Genomic DNA, 17,566 nt, shown 5'->3' on the forward strand with positions numbered 1-17,566 from the left:
GGCGCTCCTCAGGAGAACAGCTCGAGCAGGTCTTCACGGGTGATGGCCGTCGCCGCGGAGGCCTCGCTCAGGGCCGCCTCGAAGATGGCGCGCTTCTTCTCCTGGAGTCCCAGGATTCGCTCCTCCACCGTTCCCTGCGAGACGAGCCGGTACACCATCACCGTCCGCTCCTGGCCGATGCGATGCGCGCGGTCCGCCGCCTGGGCCTCCACCGCCGGGTTCCACCACGGGTCCACCAGGAACACGTGGTCCGCCGCAGTGAGGTTGAGGCCCGTGCCGCCCGCCTTGAGCGACATCAGCAGCACCGGCGCGCCGCCGTCCGCCTGGAAGCGCTGCGTGATTTCGCCGCGGTTGGGCGTCGAGCCGTCCAGCCGCTCGAAGGTGATTCCCGTCGCCTTGAGCTGCGGCTCGATGAGGTCCAGCATCGACGTCCACTGCGAGAAGACGAGCGCCTTGTGGCCCTCCGACACCGCGGTCTCGAGCGCGTCCACCAGCGTCTCCACCTTCGACGAGGTGTTGGCCCGCTGGCCCGGCACGAGCGCCGGATGGCAGGCCGCCTGGCGCAGCCGGAGCAGCGCCTCCAGCGCCTTCAGCACACTGCCGCCCTCGTTGAGCAGCGCCACGACTTCCTTGCGCGTGGCGGCCATGATGGCGTCGTAGACGGCGCGCTCGCGCTCATCCAACTGCACGTGCATCACCGACTCGATGCGCGGCGGCAGCTCGGGCGCCACGTCGCGCTTGAGGCGGCGCAGGACGAAGGGGCGAATCTTCCGGCGCAGTCCCTCGGCGGCGTCGGTGCGGCCGTCGGCAATGGGCTGTGCCACCTTGTCCTGGAAGTGCCTCCGCCCCCCGAGCAGGCCCGGGTTGGTGAAGTGCATCAGGCTCCACAGCTCCTCCAGCCGGTTCTCCAGCGGGGTGCCGCTGAGCGCCAGCCGGAAGTTGGCCTTGAAGCCGAAGGCCGCGCGCGCCACCTGGCTCTCCGGGTTCTTGATGGCCTGCGCCTCGTCCAGCACCAGCGAGTCCCAGGTGCGCGCGCCCAGCACGGCCGCGTCCAGGCGCATGATGGAGTACGTGGTGAGCGTGATGTCCGCGGCCGGGTCCAGCGCGCGGCCGGGCCCGTGGTACACGCAGACCTTGAGCGACGGGCGGAAGCGCTTCAGCTCCGCGGCCCAGTTGGGCAACACGCTGGTGGGGCACACCACGAGCGAGCCCGGCCCCAGCGCGCAGATGGTCTGCAGCGTCTTTCCGAGGCCCATGTCGTCCGCGAGGATTCCGCCCAGTCCCGCGCCGCGCAGGAAGCCCAACCAGCTCACGCCCTGGAGCTGGTAGGGGCGCAGCGTGGCGTTGAGCTCTTGCGGCAACACCGGGGCCGGCAGCTTCTCGAAGCCGGAGACGAGCGGCGCCAGCCGGTCCAGGCCCGGAGGGGGCGGCTGCTCCAGCGTCTCGCACAGCGCGGTCAGCTCCGGCAGCGCGTGGTTGGACACCTTGCCATCCGACTGCCGCGCGGCCAGCAGGTCCGCCACGCGCTGGCCGTGCTTGTCCAGCCACGCCCGGGGCAGCGGCGCCCAGCCTCCGCCGTCCAGCGGCACCAGCCCCAGCCCCTCCGTCCACGCGCGGATGACGGCGGCCGCGTCCACGGCTTTGACTTCTCCCTTCGCGCCCTCCACCTGGAACTCCAGCGTGAAGCTCACGTCCGGGACGCCCTGCCCGGTGACGCCGGACTGCACCTGGAGCTGCGGCCGGAGCTTCACGTTCGGACTCACCAGGCCCGCCGCGTCGCCGGCCAGGTCTCCGCGCCACCGACGGAGCTTGTCCGCCCAGCGCACCATCTCCGGGCCCTGCACCGTCAGCCGGCGGCCCGGCACCAGGTTCAGCTCGTCGCGCAACTGGTGGATGAGACGCTGCTCCGCGGCCTCGTCGCGCAGCGGCACCGCGCCGCGCAGGTACACCATGCGCCCGTTGTCGATGCGCACCGCGGGCGGCGCGCCGTAGACGAGCGTGGGCAGCACGGACAGGCCCGACTCCAATTGGTTCAGCTCCAGCAGGACGCGCGGCCGCAGCTCACGGTCCAGCCGAGGCAGGCGGCGGCTGCGCATGTCCACGGGGATGCGGCGGCCCAGTTCCGGGAGAATCTTCGCGGTCAGCTCGCCCACCTGCTCCACCGAGTACGTGCGGACGATGGGCAGCGACTGGAGCCACGCGCCCGTCATCTGCGTCTCCCCCAGGCGGGCCAGCGCGTCGCCGAACAGCGCCACGCCGGGGCTGACGACTTCCGTCACGCGTGGGTCCTTCGTCACCGTCACGGCAATCTGCTGGGCCCGGTCCTCCACCACGGCCCGGGGCAGGACGGGCTCGTCGGACACCGCCACCGGACGCCCGTCGAGCAGCACGTTGCGCGCGTTCTCCAGCACCTTGAGGATGGCCTCCAGCGCCTCCGGGGCCAGCGTGCCGCGCGTGCGGCGCGCCTCCAGGATGCGGTCGGCGAGGAGGTCCGCGTTCTCCACCTGGAGCGTCGCCGCCTTCGCGGGCTGCGCCACCAGCGACGTCAGGCTCCCCTCCAGGGGCTCCTCCCGGCCGTCCGCGTGCGCGAGCGCCCGGTGCAGCTCCAGGCCGCCATCCGCGCGGGTGAAGTGGTACACGACGCGGGACCAACGGGCCGCCGCCGTCTCCAGCGGCGTCTCCTGCTTCTCCGCCTGCTGGATGGAGATGGCCGCCGCGACGACGTGCTCGCACGGGTCCACCTGGCTGGGGCAGTCACACTCCCAGGCGTCGTCGTTCGGATAGAGGACCACCGTGAGTGCGACAGGTCGGCCCTTCGCCCGCACCCGCAACTCCAGCTCGCCCTCCTTCTGCGACTGGAGCACCACGGCTCCCGAGCGCGCGAGGTTGACGCCGTTGGACCAGATGCCCGGCTTTGCTTCCTTCCGGACGGCTTCCAGCAGTTGAGCAGTCGCTGACATGGGGCGTGGTTTCCCTACCCCCCATGGGTGCGCCGCGCAACGACCATCAGGACGCCCCGGCGCCGGACAGGCGCCCCGCGAACACAGCGCGTCGCGTCGCCTGCGCGGGCGGCCCTGGTCAGCCTCGAAGACTGGCCAGGGTTCGAGCGCGGGACTTCAGCGACAGGACAGCCAGCTGCACGAGCCGGACAGGCACTCCCGGCCGTACAGACAGGAGGCGCCCTTCGCCTTCTTGTTCTGGCACTTCCCCTCGTTGAGGGCGTAGCCGCAGTACCGGCCGGTGCCGCATTCCGCGTCGTTGTTGCACGTGCAGATGCCGACGGAGCCACAGGCCCCGGAGCTGCAGGTGTTGTTGACGCACTCCTGGTCGAAGCGGCACGCCTGGCCCATGTCCTTGGACTGCGGCGAGTAGTGCTCACCACACAGCACGGGATACGCCGCCTCGCGGGTGGCCTTGTCCACGTACGGGGCGACGCCGGTGGTGTCGATGTCCGCCGCCGCGTCCGCCATGCCGGTGCGCGGGCCGGACGCGCGCTCCCACGTGCGCAGGAAGGACTCCGACGAGCCGGACAGCGCGGTGGTGTTGGCGCCCACGCGGCCCAGGTCCTTCAAGAGGTCCGGCAGCAGTCCCACGTGCGCGAGGCCGAACTCGTCGAAGCCGGTGCCCAGGCGCGCCGGGCCGCCCAGCGTCTGCTGACGGGACTGCGCGTCCGCCTCCGCCTGGAAGCCCGCCGAGCACGCGCCGTTGTCACCGAAGCGCGGCCGCGTCTGCTGGATGAAGCCGTTGAGGTCCGCGCCGAAGGCCATGGACACCTTGAGGCCCTGGCGGCCGAACTCGTACGCCTGCGCCAGCGAGCGCGTGGAGCCCTGGCAGTTGTTGGCCACGCCGGACTTCGTGTACGCGCGCGTCTCGTCGTGCGCGGTGCGCAGGCCGAACATGCCGCCCGTCTGCCGCACGTATTTCACTGCCCACGCGGGCGTCGTCTTCTCATTGTCCGCCAGCTTGGGGTTCATCACCTCGCGGAAGTGCCCGTGGGAGATGACCAGCGGGTAGTAGGCGTTCGCCTGGGCAACGGCGTAGGCGTCCTGCAGGCCCTTCTCGGACACGTGCGCCACGTCGATGATCATGCCCTTGGACATCATCGCCTGGAGCAGCGCCTTGCCGTCCGCGGTGAGGCCGCGGGTGTTGCGGCAGTTGCCGGCGGCGTCCCGGTACACGTCGAAGCCGAGCGTGAAGGTGTCCGTCGTCACGCCGCAGTCGTAGTCGATGTGGCAGTTCTCCAGGAACTGCGCCGCCTGGAAGATGGGGTTGTGCAGCGCCGCGCCGCCGAAGCGGTTGTCCAATTGGTGCACCGGCTGGAGCGAGCGGACACCCAGCGCGTAGAAGCGGTCCAGCTCCGTGCGCCAGTCCTTGGTGCCGAACAGCTTGCTGGCTTCGATGGAGAGCACCATCGCCAGCCGGCCGGAGTTGATGATGGTGCGCGCGTGCGCGGGCGACAGGGCAATCTCCACCCAGTCGTTGTTGGCGTCGAAGGTGCGCGCCATCTGGAGCTGGAGCTCCACGTCCGCCATCTCGTCGCACGGGCGCTTGATGTTGTCGTACGGCAGCGCCTTGCAGAGGAACTCGTTGCTGACCAGCGACACCATCACCAGGGACATGCCGCCCTGGTACGCCTGCTTGAGCCAGCCCTGCCACGACTGTTGATGCGCAATCGTGTCCCAGCGAGGCCACTGCGTGTTCACCGTGGCACGGCCCAGGTGGACGCCGGTGTCGCCCTCGGTGCCCTCAATCTTGCCGATGTACTCGGAGGCCACCGCGCCGCCGATGCCGAAGAACGCGGAGAGGATGGGCACACCGCTCAGGTCCACGCTGCCGGAGTTGGGACACAAATCCAGCATGTTGCTCAGGTCCATGCGGACTCGGGCGTGGTCGCTCTCCGGAAGTCCGCCGTCACAGCTCGCGAGCGTGCCCAGGTGGCTGCCGTGGAACCAGCCGCCGCCGAAGGCCTCCTCCGCGAACATGTGGTGGTGCAGCTCCGCGAAGCCCGGTACCGCGAGCGCCTGGGTGGCGGCGGCGGTGGGCTCGGGGGCGGCGACGGGGAGGGACGACTCCTCCTCCACCGGGCCGCAGCCCAGGCCGAGGGTGAAGGACAGGGCGGCCAGCACTCCATGGCTGGCCAGGCGGTGATTCACGCGCATGACGAGACTCCCTTCTCACTCCGAGAGACGAACGGAGCCCACCCTCTTAGTGGAATGCGCCTGGAAAGACACGCCAGGCCCGCAAAACGAGTTCAGTTTGATGGAACAATTTTGTTGTTTCGGTGCATCGGGCTGCGACGTCGCGCGGCTCGTTTCGTTCTTTTGTTGAAGCGTTGGCGGGGGGACGCAGGGCCCAAGGGAGGGCGCTGTGTATGGCCTCGGCTCGCTCGCACGAGGGACACATGCACAACCACCGAATCTTCTCGCTCCTCACCGCGGCAGTGCTCGGGCTGGGCACGCAGGCCCAGGCCGTTCCCACCCCCACTGTCCCGCGCACGGCGGCCACCGCGGCCCGCCCGCTGCGCATCCTCCTGACGACGGACGACGGCATCAACGGCGCGGGGATGCGCATCCTGCGGGACACGCTGTGTGCCGCAGGCCATGAGGTGACGGTGGTGGCGCCGTCGGCGGACCGCAGCGGCACCAGCGGCGCGCTCACGCTCAACGCGGTGATGCGGACGACGCGCGGGACGTTCCCCTGCGGCACGGGGACGGGGGCGTCGTGGGCGCTGACGGGGACGCCGGCGGACTCGGTGTTGTTTGGACTGTCCGTGGTTTTCGGCGCGCAGAAGCCGGACCTGGTGATTTCGGGCATCAACTACGGGCAGAACGTGGGCCGTGCGGTGAATCACTCGGGCACGGTGGGTGCTGCGGTGGCGGGAGCGGAGGAAGGGGTTCCGTCCATCGCGGTGAGCATCGGGCTCAACCTGGCGGACTCGGGGACGGGGTTCTCCCAGACGCTGGCGGCGGCGCCCACGGTGGCGACCTACGTGAAGGACCTGGCCGAGCAGCTCCGGGACACGGCGGGCCGGGACGGGCGCCTGCTGCCGGACCGGATTGCCCTCAACGTGAACTACCCCGTGGTGCTGGACGAGGCCGGCCAGTTCGACGCGTCGCAGGTGGGCGGGCCGAGCGTGACGTTCATCGGCCACGCGGAGGTGGTGCGTCCGACGTACCTGCCCGTCCCGAACACGCCGGACACCTATATTTCGCAGGGCCCCATCTGCGGGCTCTCCACCGCGTGCGCTCCGGAGACGGAAGCGGGCGCGGACACCACCGCGCTGGAGGAGGGAGAAATTTCGATGACCCCCATCGCCGTGGACGGTACGGAGCCCCCGTCGCTGCGGCCGCTGCTGAAGGTGCGGCTGCGGAAGCAGTCACCGTTCGGGCCCGTCGTTCCGTTCAAGGCTGGCGGGCCACCGTCAGCGGGTTGGTAGCTCGCGGAAGGCGATGCCGTCCAATTCCAGGCGGCGCACCGTCTCCATGAACCGCTCGGTGCCGACAATCACTGTGGAGAAGTTGCCCACGCGGAACAGGTCCAGTTCCGTGGGCAGCGATGCCGCGTCCAGGATGGGTTCCTCTGGCAGTCGGAAGGCGTGCCGACCACAGGTCGGGCACGGTTGAGGGACTTCCGGGGGAATGCAGTCCGGGTGGAGCCGACCGTGCGGCTCAATCTGTAGCTCCAGCACATCTGGCGGGTTCTTCTGACGGAATCGCAGCTCTGTTCGGCAGCCCAGCAGTCCGCGCACGCCTTCCGCCTGGAGGCGTTCCAGTGCCTCCCGAAGCACCAGCCATGTGATGTCCCCCTGTGAGGTGAACGGGCCGAACTTCCCGGAGGCACGGCCCACCAGCGGGCCGAAAGTCGTTCCCGGAGGCAACCAGGCATTGGGGGGCGCAAGAGGGCGCACCAGTTCTCGCAGTCGCGCGAACTCAGAAAAGGGCTCGGGTCTTGCCTCCTCGAACTCCTTTCGCTCCGGCAGTTGCGACAGGTCCACGGCGGGATACTGGTGCCCGGCAACTCCCCAGATAGCTCCGCAGGTGTGGCAGTTCGCGCCGGGCAACCCCCACTTGTGCGCGGCGTCGAACTCCCCGCTATAGCGCTCTCGAACCACTGCTTCGTCCTGTAGCAACTCAAAAAACCGAACCATCGGTCCTCACGTTCCCGGGCGGGAATAATAGGGCTTGATGGGTCCACCGATGAGTTCGAAGCGATGAATCAGCTCCCCCGCGTGCTTGTAGATCTCCATGGGGGTCGCAATTTCGTTCTGCCTCCTGAAATGTCGCCATGCGTTGTTCCATGGGCCCCCACGCGCGCCGTCGTGAATTCGTCTGTGAAGCTCGTACGGGATGGGCATCGTGTAGTCGTGTATCTTGACGCCCCGCTGCGCGAACCACCTCGCAAGGTCATCCGCCTGGGGAAATATGTGGTGCTTCTCCCATCGGCCGGGCGCGAGCTGATGTGAAGGAGGGATGACCCGGTCGGGACCACCGTTCCAGTTGGGGAACACCATGACGGCGCCACGCGGAAGGCCCTGCACGCCTCCCCAATTTCGCCGAGGCCCCATGCCCGGAGCGGCGGCCGCCGCAGGCGGGCGCGAAGGAGGAAACCGCGCCAGTTCGACGTCACCGGACAGCTCCCCGCAGCGGTAGAAGCCACAGGCATCTCCCAGACACAGGAGCGTAACGCACTGGTCGTCATCAGGCGCGGGGCACTCCACTGCCGCCTCTGCCGAGGCCCGCTGCATGGGGGGTTGGACAGTGGAGCAGGCCTGCCACAACACGGCAAACACCAGGAGCCAGAGCGCACAAAGGGTTCGCATGAGCGCCAAACCCTACCATCCAGCTCCACATCGACAACTCTCATCACACCCGACGGAAAACGACAGCGCCACTGTCTGTCTTTGACACTCCGAGCGGCAGCTCCACGATGAACGTCGCCCCACCGCCCGGAGTGTCCTCGACGGAGATGGTGCCACCGTGCGCCTCCACGATGACCCGCGCCGTCCACAGCCCCAATCCCAGTCCACTGTGATGCCGCGTGGACACGGCCCGCTCGAAGCGCTCGAAGATGCGCGCGCGGTCCTCGGGCCTGATGCCCATGCCATGGTCCACGACGCCCAGTCGTGCCGTGTCCCCTCGCCTGTCGAGGTGCACCTCCACCGCCCTGCCCTGCCCGTACGCCGCCGCGTTCTGCAGGAGCCCCGTGAGCACCTGCCCCAGCCGCGCCGGGTCCACGTGGCCCAGCAGCCCGCGCTCCGCGTGGACCTCCAGCGGTGTCCCCGTGCGCTTCAACTCGTCGCGCACATGCGCCACCGTGTCCAGCACCAGCGCCCCCAGGTCCGTCTCGCCCAGGGACAACTTGAACCGACCCGTGGTGATGAGCGTCACGTCGAGCATCCGCTCCAGCAGCACATGCAGGCGCCGCACCTGTCGGCCCGCGGCCACCAGCTTCTCGGAGACGTGCGCTCGCGACTCCGGACTGAGTCCCTTGTCAATGAGCTCCAGGTTCAACCGGAACGCGGCCAGCGGCGTCTTCAATTCATGGCTCGCGGCGGAGAGGAACTCGTCCCGGGCCCGCACCGCCTCCCGCAGGGACGCCTCCAGCGCCTCGTGGGCCGCCACCTCCTGCCGCACCCGCGACAACTCCAGCGCGGACCGCACCCTCGCCCGCAGCTCCCTGGCGCTGAAGGGCTTCACCAGGTAGTCGTCCGCGCCCGCCTCCAGCCCCTCCACCGTCGCGTCCTCGCCCACGCGCGCGGACAGCAGGATGATGGGCAGCGTCCGCGTGCGCGCCTCCGCCCGCAGCTCCCTCACCAGCGCCAGCCCGTCCAGCCCCGGCATCATCACGTCGGAGAGGATGAGGTCCGGCCGCCACTCGCGCGCCCGCGCCAGCGCGGCGCTCCCGTCCCCCACCGCCTCCACCCGTGAGCCATCCTGCCGCAGCAACCCGGTGACGTACGTGCGCAGGTCCGCGTTGTCGTCCGCCACCAGGATGCGCGCCCCCGCCAGCACCGAGCGCTCCCCGGATGGAACCTCGAGAACCGCGGTCGGCGCGTCGGACGGCACACCGGTGGACAGCGACCAGTGCCGCGCCTCCTCGACGAAGGGTGCCGCCTCGGCGGCGACGGGAAGCAGCACCGCCGGAGCGACGCTCTCCCCGGGCCGCTGTGCCTGGGAGATGGGGAGGCGCACGGTGAAGGTACTGCCCTCGCCCATCCGGCTCGCCACCGCCACCGTGCCGCCGTGGAGCTTCACCAGCTCGCGCACCAGTGACAGGCCAATGCCCGTGCCCTCGTGGCTGCGCCCGCGCGTGGTCCGCACCCGGTAGAAGCGCTCGAAGAGGCGCGGGAGCGCGTCCTCGGGGATGCCCACGCCGGTGTCCCGCACGGAGAGCACGGCGTGCGCGTCCTCCCAGCGCAGCGACACCTGAATCTCTCCCTGGTGCGTGTACTTCACCGCGTTGGAGAGCAGGTTGAACACGACCTTCTCCCACATCTCCGGGTCCACCGGGACGGGCGCGGGCAGCGGCGGGCAGTCCACGCGCAGCCGCAGCCCGGCGTGCTCCGCGGCCGGCAGGAAGGCACCCGCCAGGCTCGCGGTGAAGGCGGCCAGGTCCGTGGGCACGAGGGTCGCCTGCGCGCGCCCCGCCTCCAGGCGGGAGAAGTCGAGCAGGCCGTTCACCATCTTCGAGAGGCGCAGGACGTTGCGCCACATCATCTCCAGCCGCTCGCCCGTGAGCGGCTTCGACGCGTCCGTGCGGGCGTCCTCCACCGGCCCCAGCAGCAGCGTCAGCGGCGTGCGGAACTCGTGGCTGAGGTTGGAGAAGAACGCCGTCTTCGCCCGGTCCAGCTCCGCCAGCGCCGAGGCCCGGCGGCGCTCGTCCGCGTAGGCCGTCGCGTTCGCGATGGCCGCCGTCACGTGCTCGCTCACCAATTCGAAGAAGGCGCGGTACCGCTCGTCGAGCGCCCGCCGCGGGCTGACGCCGGCCACCAGGAAGCCGTGAGCCGTGTCCGTTCCCGCCTTCACCAGCGGGAGTACCACGGCGGTGTGCGCGGGCTCGGGGCACGTGCCGCCCGGCAGCGTGCCGAAGCGCGGGAGCACGTCCGTCACGACCTGCAGTTGCCGCGTCCGCAGCGCCCGCGCGAGCGGCCAGCCCGCCTCTTCGCCCGGCTCCCGCAGGTCGACCTCGGTGGGCGCGCCGGACTGTCCCGGGGAGAGTCCGACACAGGCGGCGAGCCGCGCGCTCCGCCCGTCTGCCTCGTGGAGGTACAGCAGCGCGAACGGGACGTCGGTGGGATTCTTCGAGCAGATGGCCGCGGCGACCTCGAGCGTCCCGTCCACGGTCCTCGCGTCGGACACCTGCCGCGCCAGCGCGCGCAGCGTCGCGAGCCGCCGCTCTGCCTCCACTCGCTCCGTCGTCTCGGCCACCACCGCGAGCATGCCCCCGACGCCTCCGGACTCGTCGCGGATGGGGCTGTACGCAATCGTGAACCAGCAGTTCTCGAGGTAGCCGCTCCGGTCCAACGGGATGAGCAGGTCCTCCAGGCCGACCGACTCCCCCCGCCGCGTCCGCTCGAACAGGGGCCCCACGACGGACCACGACTCGGGGAAGATGTCCCGAGCCGGAATGCCCAGCGCGGTCGGGTGCTTGTTGCCGATGATGGGCCGGTAGTGGTCGTTGTAGAAGAAGCGGAACTCCGGCCCCCACGCCACCACCATCGCGAACTGCGACGGAAGCATCATGCTGATGGCGGTCCGGAGGCTCTGGGGCCAGGACGAGACCGGGCCCGACTCCGTCTTCCCCCAGTCGGTGGAGCGCATCAACGCCCCCACCTCGCCGCCCCCTTGCAGGAACTCCTCGCCCGTCAGCCGGGGCCCCCCTGCGCCCACGGCCCGCCGCCGCTGGACGGTCTCCGTCACCGCCGCCGGGAGCCTGAAGGAGAAGCGGCTCCCCTGCCCCGGCGTGCTCTCCACGCGGATGCGTCCACCGTGCGCCTCGACGATGCCCTGGGCGATGGGCAGGCCCAGGCCATGGCCCTCACGCCCCTTCTGCGTCGTGTGCCAGTGGCGCTCGAAGACGCGGGACAGCAGGTCGGCGGGGATGCCCGCGCCGGTGTCCTCCACCGCGAAACACACCCCGCCCTCCCCGTCCGAGGAGGCCCGCAGCGCCACGCTGCCGCCCTCGGGCGTGAACTTGAAGGCATTGGCCAGCAGGTTGGAGAGCGCCTGGAAGACGCGCTCCCTGTCACACGTCATCGCCGGCAGCCCGGCCTCCACGCCGGAGGTGAAGGCGAGCCCCTTCTCCAGGGCCAGCGGCTCGAAGGCCTCGCGCGCCTCGCGCACCAGGTCCTCCGGCGAGTGGGGGTGCCGGTCCAACGACAGCGTGCCGGAGTCGATGCTCGCCAGGTCCAGCAGGTCGCCGATGAGCCGGCGCATGCGCCCGGCCGCGCGCCGGATGGACGCGGCGTGCCTGCGCGCGGTGGAGTCGCGCCCGTCGCTTGCGAGCGTGCGCTCCAGCAACTCCACCGCCGTGAAGACGGAGGTGAGGGGCGTGCGCAAATCGTGGCTGACGACGGCGAGCATCTCCTCGCGCGAGCGCGTGGCCCGCTCCGCCTCGCGCAACAGCCGGGTCGCCTCCTCCACGTGCGCACGCTCCGCGGCGAGCGCCTCCTGCCGCTGGCGGGCCAGGGTGAGCTGCCCGTTGACGCGGGCGAGCAGCTCGTTGGCGGAGAACGGCTTGACGAGGTAGTCGTCCGCGCCCGACGTCAGCGCGTCCACCGTGGCCTCCTCGCCGGCCCGGGCGGACAGGAGCACCACCGGGGTGGTGCGGGTGCGCTCATCCGCGCGCAACTCGCGCAGCAGGCCCAGCCCGTCGAGCCTCGGCATCATCACGTCGGAGAGGACCAGGTCCGGCGGACGCGCGCGCGCCGCTGCCAGGGCCTGCACGCCATCCCCCACCGCCTCCACGTGCCAGTGCGCGGAGAGCAGCCGCACGAGGTAGCCGCGCATGTCCGCGTTGTCATCCGCCACCAGGATGCGCGCGCCCGCCTGGAGCGCGGACGGCACCCCGTCCCCGGGAGCACCGTCCAGCGCGGCGGCGGGCGCGGGGATGCTGCTCCACTGGGTGGCCTCCACGAGGAAGGCCGCTGCGCCGGTGGAGACGAAGGGGCGGGCCCCTTCCGCCTGCTCTCCCGTGGGCAGGTGCGCGGTGCCCGCGGGCAGCGTCACCGTGAAGGTGGTGCCCTGACCCAGGGTGCTGCGCACGCCCACGGCGCCGCCATGCAGCTTCACCAACTCCTGCACCAGCGCCAGGCCAATGCCGGAGCCCTCGTGGCTGCGCCCCAGCGCGCCCTGCACGCGATGGAAGCGCTCGAAGACGCGCGGCAGCTCGTCGGAGGGGATGCCCGTGCCGGTGTCCTGCACGGCCAGCTCCACCCGGTCGCCCAGCCACCGCAGGCACACGCGAACCATGCCCTCGAAGGTGTGCTTGAAGGCGTTGGAGAGGAGGTTGAGGACCACCTTCTCCCATGCGGACGGGTCGACGTGGACGGGCTCCGGCAGCGGCGGGCAGTCCACGACGAACTCCAGCCCGGCCACCTCCATGGCCGAGCGGAACGAGCTGGCCAGGTCCGCGGTGAGCACGGAGAGGTCCGTCGGGACGAAGGTGGCCTGGGCCCGTCCCGCCTCGATTCGCGCGAAGTCGAGCAGGCTGTTGACCAGCTTCTGCAGGCGCAGGCCGTTGCGGCGGACCAACTCCATGCGCTCGCGCTGCGGCGCGGGCAGCGGGTTGCGCGTGTCCGCCAGGCTGTCGTCCAGCGGCCCCAGCATCAGCGTCAGCGGTGTGCGGAACTCGTGGGAGACGTTGCTGAAGAAGAGCGTCTTCGCGCGGTCCGCCTCGGCGAGGGCCTCGGCGCGCTGGCGCTCCTCCTGCCACGCACGCGCGTTGGCAATGGCCGTCACCACCTGGTCCGCCGCGAGCCGGAAGAAGCCCAGGTAGCGCTCGTCGAGCCCACGCCTCGGGTTGGCGCCACACACGAGGAAGCCGTCCACGTGGGGCTGCCCCGGACGCGACAGCGGGAGACACACGGCCGAGTGCGGGGCGGCGCCACCTTCCAGCTCCGGAGGCGGCGCGAGCCCCCGGACGACGAGGGGCTGCCCGGTGCGAGCCACCTCGGCGAGCGGCCAGGGCCCGTTGCCCGGCCCGTCTTCCACCAGGGAGACACGCTCGGGCGCGCCCGGGTCGTCACTCCCGGAGACGCCCGAGGCGGCCACCTGCCGGGCCTCCGTGCCGCCCTGCTCCGCGAGCAGCAGCCGGCAGAAGGGCACGTCCGCGGCGTTGCCAGCCAGGATGCGCGCGGCCACCGCGCAGGCCTCCTCCGCGGACCGCGTCTCCGCGAGCGCGGTCCCCAGGTCCCGCAGGACGCGCAGCTGACGCTCGTCCTGGACCTGGGCCGTCGTCTCCTGGCACGTCACGAGGACGCCGCCCACCTGGCCGGTCTCGTCCGGCACGGGGCTGTAGGAGAAGGTGAAGTACGTCTCCTCCAGGTAGCCCTTGCGCTGCATGGGCAGCAGCAGGTGCTCGTTCCAGGTGGCCGGGCCCCCCGCGCGGATGTCCTCCGCCTGGGGCCCGATGATGTGCCAGATCTCCGCCCACACCCGCGCGCCCGGCGCCCCCAGCGAGTGCGGGTGTTTGTCCCCCAGGATGGGACGATAGGCGTCGTTGTAGAGCTGGATGAGCTCGTCGCCCCACCAGAGGAGCATGGGGAAGCGACCGCCGAGCACCAGTCCCAGCGCGGTGCGCAGACTGGAGGGCCACGTCTCCACGGCGCCCAGCGCGGTGCGGGACCAGTCGACGGAGCGCATCAGCGCCCCCATCTCGCCACCCACCGCGAAGATGTCCTGGACCGGGTCGTTCTTCATGGGCCCCGACGTGCTCCTGGTAGGCGCTGGGATGAGGGCGGGGAATCTCGTGTAACAACGCCGGGGGAGCGGCTGGTCGGCATTCGCCATGCCCGGCGCGAATCGGTGCACTGGCTGACGGCTCGGTCCCCGGGAGGCCAGCCGGAGGCCCTGACGCACGCCCGGTGAAACCGGGGGTATCCTCGCGTTCGCGCCCCGGAACGCCTCCTTTCCCGGCGCGCCCGCGAGGACGCATGCACCTGGACGACTACAGCCGCTTTGACGCAGTGGGCCTGTCGGAGCTGGTTCGCCGCAAGGAAGTGACTCCCGAAGAATTGTTGCAGGCAGCGCTGGCGGCCATCGCGCGGGTCAACCCGCGCCTCAACGCCGTCATCGACGTGCGCGAGGCCGAGGCACGAAACCTCCTGAAGCAGGGCCTGCCCGAGGGGCCCTTTCGCGGGGTGCCCTTCCTCATCAAGGACCTGGTCCTCCATGCCGCGGGCGTGCCCACGGACCTGGGCAGCCGGCTGGGCAAGGGCGTGGTCTTCCCCCACGACAGCGCGCTGGCGGCGCGCATCCAGCGTGCGGGACTGGTGACGGTGGGCCGCACCAACACGCCGGAGTTCGGCAACAACGCCACCACCGAGCCCGTGCTCCACGGGCCCACGCGCAACCCGTGGAACCTGGAGCGCAGCCCGGGGGGCTCCAGCGGCGGCTCCGCGGCGGCGGTGGCGGCGGGCATCGTCCCGGTGGCGCACGGCAACGACGGCGGCGGCTCGCTGCGCATCCCCGCGTCCCTGTGCGGCCTCTTCGGCCTGAAGCCCACACGTGGCCGCATCTCCATCGGCCCGGACGTGGCCGAGGCGCTCAACGGAATGGGCGTGGAGCACGTGGTGTCGCGCACCGTGCGCGACAGCGCGGCGATGATGGACGCCACCTGCGCGCCGGAGCCAGGCGACCCCTACTACGCGCCCCCGCCGGAGCGGCCGTTCCTGGACGAGGTGAAGCACAAGCCGCGCCGGCTGCGCATCGCACTGTCCCGGACGGCCGTCTCGGGCGTGCCGGTGAGTCCGGACTGCGTCGCCGCCGTCGAGGACGCGGCGCGGCTGTGCATGGACCTGGGACACGAAGTCGTGGAGGCAGGCCCCACGTATGACGCGCGGCTGCTGAACTCCGCGATGACGACGGTGTGGGCGGCGGCGCTGGCCAACTGGGTGTATGGGCTCGGGGCGATGATGGGGCGCACGCCGGGGCCGGAGAACCTGGAGACCACCACGTGGGAGGTGGCACGATACGGCGCGGCCCTCAAGGTAGCGGACCTCCAGATGGCGCTCGCCACGTTCAATGCGGTGTCCCGCTCGGTGGGCGCGTTCTTCGTGGAGCACGACCTGCTGCTGACGCCCACGGTGGCGGTGCCGCCGTTCAAGCTCGGAGTGATGAACGCGATGGAGCCGCGGGCGCCCGAGGACTGGTACGCGCACGTCTTCAGCCTGTGTCCCTTCTCGGCGCTGTTCAACGTCACCGGCCAGCCGGCCATGTCGGTGCCGCTGTATTGGAACGCGGAGGGACTGCCCATCGGCGTGCAGTTCGCCGGCCGCTTCGCGGACGAGGCCACGCTGTTCCGCCTCGCCGGCCAACTGGAGGAGGCCCGCCCGTGGGCGGCCCGCCGTCCTCCAGTGCACGTCACGGCGGCCTGAGCTCCGGGGCCCGTGGGTGCTCTCGTCTTCGGAGAGCACCTGCGCGCCGGGCCACTCAGTCGCAGTCGTAGTTGGGAGGCGTGCCCCCATCCGGCACGGGGACGGGCGCCGGCCCGCCCTGCTTCGCGAGCGCCTCGCCGCAGTCCAGTGACGCCTCTCCGGAGAGGGCGCGGTAGAGGACGCACGAGGCGCGCTCGATGAAGAACGCCTGCTTCGGCCAGTCCGGGCCGTGCGCCGCGAGCAGGGCCACGGCGTAGCGGCCCCCGTCCGGCAGCCGCACGATGCCGACCTCGTTGAGGACGTTGTAGCGCGCGTCGTCCGAGCAGCACCCCGGAGGCAGCCAGCCCGCCTTGTGCCGCAGCGTCGCCTTCACCGGGGCCGGCAGCCGTGTGCCGAGCCACCCGCCGCAGCCTTCGCGCCGGGGCAATTCCATCCACCCGAGGAGGCGCGAGGTGGGGCCCGGCTTCAGCAATTCGCCACCGTCGAGGCGCTGGAGGAAGGACACGGCGTCGGCCGCGCAGAAGTAGTTGTCATTGTCGAGCGCCCGGGGCGAGTTGGTGGCGCGGCGGGGGCGTCCGTAGTTCCACTTCGTGAGCGCGGAGTTCAGCAGGCCCAGCGAGCGCAGGTAGTCATTGACGGCGTCCGGCCCGCCCACCGCGTCGATGACGAGCCCCGTGGCCTCGTTGTCGGAGGTGCGGAAGACCTTCTCCGCCAGCGGGGCGACCTTCGCCGTGTCCACCTTCTTCAGCGCGGCGGCCACCCAGAACACCTTGGCCGAGCTGGCGGAGACGTGCGGCACCGTGTCGTGAGCACCCGCGTACTCCCCGGTGCGCAGGTCCTTCACGGCGATGGCCACATCGGTGCCGGGGGACAGGCGCGCGGCCTCCTGGACCAGCGAGTCCACCACGGACTGGAGCGGCACACGCGTGCCCGCATCGGGAGCGCCTTGCGCGGCGGCGGTTGCGGCGATGAGCCACGAGACACACAGGACGGTTCGCATCATCCACCGGGTTGTAGTGCGGGACGCGCAGGACGTCGATTGCCTGAGATGCCGAACAGACGGGATGTGCCCCTGGCCGCAAAAGTCCGATGCTCGTCGGCGTGGCGATGCAATATCTCCAGTACGTGGAGCGCGAAGGCGAAAGAGGCGGAAGCGAGGGCTCGCACCATCTTGCAGCTCGGTTTTCCATGATCATTTACGCCAAGCACATTCTGACCAGACTCGACTTCTGTGCCTGCGTCACGATGCTTATCGGACTCACCTCGGGCTGCAGCGCTGGCCGGCCCAGCCTGGTGGCGAACTGCGGCCCCACCGACAACACTGTGAGCTGCTGCGTGAAGAAGCACGTCGGCAACCCTCAGGCATGCGGGCTCAATTCAACAGACGCAACTCTGATTCTTGGCATGCTCAAGGCCACGGAAGCTGCCGAGGAGAAAGAAGAGGATGACCCGAATGAAGGATGGCGGGACCAATGCATCAACCTCTACGTCGCGTGCAAGCAACGTGCATGGGTGGGCAACTGCCATGACTGCCTGCGCTGGTGCCAGGGGCAGAAGCAGTGGCCCTTCCACCTTTGCAGAGGTGAGGAACGATGACTGAACAGCCCCACGATTGGGACCGGGTGCTCGAATTGTACGCGCAACTCAAGCGCGGGGAGCCCCTGTCCATGAGCAGCGACCTGGGTGACCTGCTGCGACGAGTCGCTCCCACGCTGGCGTTCAGTAGCGAAGATGCAGAGGCGGCGATGCTGTCACTCGCTGGGACAACCGACCTGGTCCGAGAGATGCGGCGCCGCATCTTCGTAGGCTCGCGACGACTGGGCGATGCGCTCCTTGCAGCGTATGAGCATGAGGCGAAGGGGGATTTGGCAAGTGCCCGCAGGGCGCTCGAGGAGGTGCTCGCCGTGGAAGTGGTTCCCCTCTACCGGCGCACCGCGCAGAGCGAACTGGCCAGACTTCCGTGACATGAAG

The 17,566-nt window shown here is 70.6% G+C and carries 10 protein-coding genes; 4 read left to right on the plus strand and 6 right to left on the minus strand.

What is annotated here, in order from left to right; all coding sequences use genetic code 11:
- Positions 1–8: 8 nt before the first annotated feature.
- Together OV427_RS04250 and OV427_RS04255 are read right to left on the minus strand one after the other, a co-directional pair.
- Positions 9–2,960 (minus strand): DEAD/DEAH box helicase, encoded by a 2,952-nt coding sequence (locus OV427_RS04250; RefSeq protein ID WP_267854825.1) that lies wholly within the window; start codon positions 2,958–2,960, stop codon positions 9–11.
- 156 nt (positions 2,961–3,116) lie between these two features.
- Entirely contained in the window at positions 3,117–5,159 is a 2,043-nt protein-coding gene (locus OV427_RS04255) for a membrane dipeptidase (RefSeq protein ID WP_267854826.1), read from the minus strand.
- A 242-nt stretch (positions 5,160–5,401) separates the two neighbouring features.
- Here OV427_RS04255 and surE point away from each other — a divergent pair, with 242 nt between their 5' ends.
- Positions 5,402–6,436: a 5'/3'-nucleotidase SurE gene (gene surE / locus OV427_RS04260; protein WP_267854827.1), complete on the plus strand. Its 1,035-nt coding sequence runs from the start codon at positions 5,402–5,404 to the stop codon at positions 6,434–6,436.
- Here the strand turns inward: surE and OV427_RS04265 are convergent.
- The 3 genes from OV427_RS04265 to OV427_RS04275 are packed head-to-tail and all read right to left on the minus strand — an operon-like array spanning position 6,422 to position 13,919.
- Positions 6,422–7,147, minus strand: a complete 726-nt coding sequence (locus OV427_RS04265; protein ID WP_267854828.1) for a double-CXXCG motif protein — start codon at positions 7,145–7,147, stop codon at positions 6,422–6,424. The genes surE and OV427_RS04265 overlap by 15 nt on opposite strands.
- Positions 7,148–7,153: 6 nt before the next feature.
- Entirely contained in the window at positions 7,154–7,819 is a 666-nt protein-coding gene (locus OV427_RS04270) for a TIGR02269 family lipoprotein (RefSeq protein ID WP_267863358.1), read from the minus strand.
- Positions 7,820–7,862: 43 nt separating this feature from the next.
- Complete coding sequence (locus OV427_RS04275) at positions 7,863–13,919, minus strand: ATP-binding protein (protein WP_267854829.1); 6,057 nt, start codon at positions 13,917–13,919, stop codon at positions 7,863–7,865.
- Positions 13,920–14,152: 233 nt separating this feature from the next.
- On the opposite strand from OV427_RS04275, the gene OV427_RS04280 reads away from it, so the two are divergent.
- Positions 14,153–15,595, plus strand: a complete 1,443-nt coding sequence (locus tag OV427_RS04280; protein ID WP_267854830.1) for an amidase — start codon at positions 14,153–14,155, stop codon at positions 15,593–15,595.
- 55 nt (positions 15,596–15,650) lie between these two features.
- On the opposite strand, the gene OV427_RS04285 is transcribed toward OV427_RS04280, so the two are convergent.
- Positions 15,651–16,598, minus strand: coding sequence for a serine hydrolase (locus tag OV427_RS04285; protein WP_267854831.1), 948 nt, complete (start codon positions 16,596–16,598; stop codon positions 15,651–15,653).
- An 86-nt stretch (positions 16,599–16,684) separates the two neighbouring features.
- On the opposite strand from OV427_RS04285, the gene OV427_RS04290 reads away from it, so the two are divergent.
- Both OV427_RS04290 and OV427_RS04295 read left to right on the plus strand, forming a co-directional pair.
- Positions 16,685–17,191 (plus strand): hypothetical protein, encoded by a 507-nt coding sequence (locus tag OV427_RS04290; RefSeq protein WP_267854832.1) that lies wholly within the window; start codon positions 16,685–16,687, stop codon positions 17,189–17,191.
- Positions 17,188–17,559, plus strand: coding sequence for a DUSAM domain-containing protein (locus OV427_RS04295; protein ID WP_267854833.1), 372 nt, complete (start codon positions 17,188–17,190; stop codon positions 17,557–17,559). Before OV427_RS04290 ends, OV427_RS04295 begins: the two co-directional genes overlap by 4 nt.
- The last annotated feature ends 7 nt before the right edge of the window (positions 17,560–17,566 follow it).

This window comes from Pyxidicoccus sp. MSG2 (assembly GCF_026626705.1).
In the GTDB taxonomy this organism is placed as follows: domain Bacteria; phylum Myxococcota; class Myxococcia; order Myxococcales; family Myxococcaceae; genus Myxococcus.